At 56.7% G+C, this 5,303-nt stretch carries 3 rRNA genes; all 3 read left to right on the top strand.

Annotated features, from left to right (window positions below):
• The first annotated feature begins 62 nt into the window (after positions 1-62).
• The 3 genes from ACKOQ4_RS01635 (at position 63) to rrf (ending at position 5,280) form a co-directional block, all read left to right on the top strand.
• Positions 63-1,587: ribosomal RNA gene (locus ACKOQ4_RS01635) — 16S ribosomal RNA — on the top strand.
• 347 nt (positions 1,588-1,934) lie between these two features.
• Positions 1,935-5,045 (top strand): 23S ribosomal RNA (locus tag ACKOQ4_RS01630).
• Positions 5,046-5,164: 119 nt separating this feature from the next.
• Positions 5,165-5,280: ribosomal RNA gene (gene rrf, locus ACKOQ4_RS01625) — 5S ribosomal RNA — on the top strand.
• Together the 16S, 23S and 5S rRNA genes form the textbook arrangement of a ribosomal RNA operon.
• Positions 5,281-5,303 lie beyond the last annotated feature (23 nt).

Genomic DNA, 5,303 nt, shown 5'->3' with positions numbered 1-5,303 from the left:
GCCAGCCCGAGACCGGCTCTCCTGATCGAACGACGTCGACCTCCGGGCCGGCGTCAGAGATCTTGACGGAGAGTTTGATCCTGGCTCAGGACGAACGCTGGCGGCGTGCCTAACACATGCAAGTCGAACGAGGTCCAAGGGAGCTTGCTCCCTGAAGACCTAGTGGCGAACGGGTGAGTAACACGTGAGAAACCTGCCCTCGAGTGGGGAATAACCCGGGGAAACCCGGGCTAATACCGCATACGCTCCTCTGGTCGCATGGCCGGAGGAGGAAAGTTTTTCGCTCTTGGAGGGTCTCGCGGCCTATCAGCTTGTTGGCGGGGTAACGGCCCACCAAGGCTACGACGGGTAGCTGGTTTGAGAGAACGATCAGCCACACTGGGACTGAGACACGGCCCAGACTCCTACGGGAGGCAGCAGTGGGGAATCTTGCGCAATGGGCGAAAGCCTGACGCAGCAACGCCGCGTGCGGGATGAAGGCCTTCGGGTTGTAAACCGCTTTTACCAGGAAGGAAAATGACAGTACCTGGAGAATAAGGTGCGGCCAACTACGTGCCAGCAGCCGCGGTGACACGTAGGCACCAAGCGTTGTCCGGATTTATTGGGCGTAAAGAGCTCGTAGGCGGTTCAGTAAGTCGGGTGTGAAAACTCTGGGCTTAACCCAGAGCCGCCACCCGATACTGCTGTGACTTGAGTCCGGTAGGGGAGCGGGGAATTCCTGGTGTAGCGGTGAAATGCGCAGATATCAGGAGGAACACCGGTGGCGAAGGCGGGTCTCTGGGCAGTAACTGACGCTGAGGAGCGAAAGCGTGGGGAGCGAACAGGATTAGATACCCTGGTAGTCCACGCCGTAAACGGTGGGTACTAGGTGTGGGTTTCCTTCCTTGGGATCCGTGCCGTAGCTAACGCATTAAGTACCCCGCCTGGGGAGTACGGCCGCAAGGCTAAAACTCAAAGAAATTGACGGGGGCCCGCACAAGCGGCGGAGCATGTGGATTAATTCGATGCAACGCGAAGAACCTTACCTGGGTTTGACATGCACAGGACGCCGGCAGAGATGTCGGTTCCCTTGTGGCCTGTGTGCAGGTGGTGCATGGCTGTCGTCAGCTCGTGTCGTGAGATGTTGGGTTAAGTCCCGCAACGAGCGCAACCCTTGTCTCATGTTGCCAGCGCGTTATGGCGGGGACTCGTGAGAGACTGCCGGGGTCAACTCGGAGGAAGGTGGGGATGACGTCAAGTCATCATGCCCCTTATGTCCAGGGCTTCACACATGCTACAATGGCCGGTACAAAGGGCTGCGATGCCGTGAGGTGGAGCGAATCCTTGTTAAAGCCGGTCTCAGTTCGGATCGGGGTCTGCAACTCGACCCCGTGAAGTCGGAGTCGCTAGTAATCGCAGATCAGCAACGCTGCGGTGAATACGTTCCCGGGCCTTGTACACACCGCCCGTCACGTCATGAAAGTCGGTAACACCCGAAGCCCGTGGCCTAACCCGTAAGGGAGGGAGCGGTCGAAGGTGGGATCGGCGATTGGGACGAAGTCGTAACAAGGTAGCCGTACCGGAAGGTGCGGCTGGATCACCTCCTTTCTAAGGAGCACCACGAGAGACATCCGCAGTTGGTGTGGGTGTGGGCCGTGAGGGGTCATCGCTGTAGTGGCGGATGGCCGGGTGCACAACAGACGCGCCGGCCGCGGGGATGCGGGCCGGGGGAATCATCGGACACACTATTGGGCTTTGAGGCAACAAGCCCTGTTGTTCCCTGCTTGCGGGTGGGGATGGACTGTTGTCGCCCTGCTTTGGTGGTGGGGTGTGGTGTTTGATTTGTGGATAGTGGTTGCGAGCATCTAGCACGCATGAGGGCGTCGCCGGTTTCGGCCGGGGGTGTTGTCGTGGGTGTTGATGTGCAATTTCTTTTTTCGAATTGGTTTTTGTGTTTGTAAGTGTTTAAGGGCGCATGGTGGATGCCTTGGCACTGGGAGCCGATGAAGGACGTGGGAGGCTGCGTTAAGCCTCGGGGAGCTGTCAACCGAGCGTGGATCCGAGGATGTCCGAATGGGGAAACCCGGCACGAGTGATGTCGTGTCACCCGCATCTGAATACATAGGGTGCGGGGGGGAACGCGGGGAAGTGAAACATCTCAGTACCCGTAGGAAGAGAAAACAAAAGTGATTCCGTTAGTAGTGGCGAGCGAACGCGGAGGATGGCTAAACCGTGCACACGTGATACCGGGTAGGGGTTGTGTGTGCGGTGTTGTGGGAGTGTCGTGTCCGGTTCTACTCGACTGGAGGGCAGTTAGAAAGTGTTGTGGTTAGCCGAAGTGGCCTGGGATGGCCTGCCGTAGACGGTGAGAGCCCGGTACGTGAAAACCCGACGCCTGCCTTGCGATGTTTCCCGAGTAGCAGCGGGCCCGTGAAATCTGCTGTGAATCTGCCGGGACCATCCGGTAAGCCTGAATACTTCCCAGTGACCGATAGCGGAGAAGTACCGTGAGGGAATGGTGAAAAGTACCCCGGGAGGGGAGTGAAAGAGTACCTGAAACCGTGTGCCTACAATCCGTCAGAGCCTTCGACTTTGTCGTGGGGTGATGGCGTGCCTTTTGAAGAATGAGCCTGCGAGTCAGGGACATGTCGCGAGGTTAACCCGGGTGGGGTAGCCGCAGCGAAAGCGAGTCTGAATAGGGCGTATCCACACAGCTGTGTGTGGTGTAGTGGTGTGTTCTGGACCCGAAGCGGAGTGATCTACCCATGGCCAGGGTGAAGCGCGGGTAAGACCGCGTGGAGGCCCGAACCCACTTAGGTTGAAGACTGAGGGGATGAGCTGTGGGTAGGGGTGAAAGGCCAATCAAACTCCGTGATAGCTGGTTCTCCCCGAAATGCATTTAGGTGCAGCGTCGCGTGTTTCTTACCGGAGGTAGAGCTACTGGATGGCCGATGGGCCCCACAGGGTTACTGACGTCAGCCAAACTCCGAATGCCGGTAAGTCCAAGAACGCGGCAGTGAGACGGCGGGGGATAAGCTCCGTGCGTCGAGAGGGAAACAGCCCAGATCGCCGGCTAAGGCCCCTAAGCGTGTGCTAAGTGGAAAAGGATGTGCAGTCGCAAAGACAACCAGGAGGTTGGCTTAGAAGCAGCCACCCTTGAAAGAGTGCGTAATAGCTCACTGGTCAAGTGATTGTGCGCCGATAATGTAGCGGGGCTCAAGCACACCGCCGAAGCCGCGGCAACGCGTAAGCGTTGGGTAGGGGAGCGTCCTGCATCCGGTGAAGCCACAGGGTGACCTAGTGGTGGAGGGTGTGGGAGTGAGAATGCAGGCATGAGTAGCGATAAGGCAAGTGAGAACCTTGCCCGCCGAAAGACCAAGGGTTCCTGGGGCAGGCCAGTCCGCCCAGGGTGAGTCGGGACCTAAGGCGAGGCCGACAGGCGTAGTCGATGGACAACGGGTTGATATTCCCGTACCCGTGTGTGGGCGCCCCTGACGAATCCATTGTGCTAACCACCCAAAAGGTGGCTTATCAATCCCCTTCGGGGGGGCGAGGGCCGCCGGCTGCGTGGGACCCCGGTGGGTAGTAGTCAAGCGAGGGGGTGACGCAGGAAGGTAGCCGTACCAGTCAGTGGTAATACTGGGGCAAGCCCGTAGCGCGACATCTAGGCAAATCCGGATGTCATTTAAGCGTGAGAGGTGATGCATAGCCGAGTGAGGCGAATTCGGTGATCCTCAGCTGCCAAGAAAAGCCTCTAGCGAGCACACACACGGCCCGTACCCCAAACCGACACAGGTGGTCAGGTAGAGAATACCGAGGCGTACGAGTGAACTATGGTTAAGGAACTCGGCAAAATACCCCCGTAACTTCGGGAGAAGGGGGACCCCGTACCGTCATGGCCCTTGCGGCCGGCAGCGGTGGGGGGTGGCACAAACCAGTGAGAAGCGACTGTTTACTAAAAACACAGGTCCGTGCGAAGTCGCAAGACGAGGTATACGGACTGACGCCTGCCCGGTGCTGGAAGGTTAAGAGGACCCGTTAACCCGCAAGGGTGAAGCGGAGAATTTAAGCCCCAGTAAACGGCGGTGGTAACTATAACCATCCTAAGGTAGCGAAATTCCTTGTCGGGTAAGTTCCGACCTGCACGAATGGCGTAACGATCTGGGAACTGTCTCCAACAGACGCTCAGCGAACTTGTAGCACCGGTGAAGATGCCGGTTACCCGCACTTAGACGAAAAGACCCCGTGCACCTTTACTACACCTTGATATTGAGGTTGGCATTGAACCGTGCAGGATAGGTGGGAGACTTTGATACCGGATCGTTAGGTTCGGTGGAGTCGTCGGTGAGATACCACCCTGTGCAATGCTGATCTCTAACTCGCATCCATTATCTGGATGGAAGACAATGTCAGGCGGGTAGTTTGACTGGGGCGGTCGCCTCCCAAAGAGTAACGGAGGCGTACAAAGGTTCCCTCAGGTTGTTTGGAAATCAACCGCAGAGCGCAATAGTATAAGGGAGCTTGACTGCGAGACATACAAGTCGAGCAGGTACGAAAGTAGGTTATAGTGATCCGGTGGTCCCGTATGGAAGGGCCATCGCTCAACGGATAAAAGGTACGCCGGGGATAACAGGCTGATCTTGCCCAAGAGTTCATATCGACGGCAAGGTTTGGCACCTCGATGTCGACTCATCGCATCCTGGGGCTGAAGCAGGTCCCAAGGGTTCGGCTGTTCGCCGATCAATAGCGGTACGTGAGTTGGGTTCAGAACGTCGCGAGACAGTTCGGTCTCTATCTAGTGTGGGCGTAGGAAATTTGAGAGGACCTGTCCTTAGTACGAGAGGACCGGGATGGACGAACCTCTGGTGTTCCAGTTGTGTTTCCAAATGCAATGCTGGGTAGCTATGTTCGGAAGTGAGAAGCGCTGAAAGCATCTAAGCGCGAAACACCCCTCAAGATTAGATTTCCCCATAGGCTCGTGGAAGACTACCACGTTGATAGGTCGCATGTGTACACACAGTGATGTGCTCAGCTAAGCGATACTAATAGCCAATTGACTTGACGTTTCATCAATTAACGACAAGTCCATTTCATGTCTTCGGACATTCAAGTCACAAGTGCCCTCGGCTCTTTTTAAATTCATCTTAGCTTTCCCCATTTTTTGGGATCACCCATTTTCCTATTTCGTCGTGACTTTACCCTAGGGGTCACACCCGTTCCCATACCGAACACGGCAGTTAAGCCCTAGAGGGCCGATGATACTTCCCCAGACAGGGGCGGAAAAGTAGGTCGTTGCGACGTTTCATCACGAAGCCCCTTGCCAA

Origin of the sequence: Mycobacterium sp. (genome assembly GCF_046095365.1) — a bacterium.
Classification (GTDB): domain Bacteria; phylum Actinomycetota; class Actinomycetes; order Mycobacteriales; family Mycobacteriaceae; genus Mycobacterium.
The sequence above is the reverse complement of the archived record's forward strand: the minus strand, read 5'-3'. Positions and strand labels throughout refer to the sequence as shown.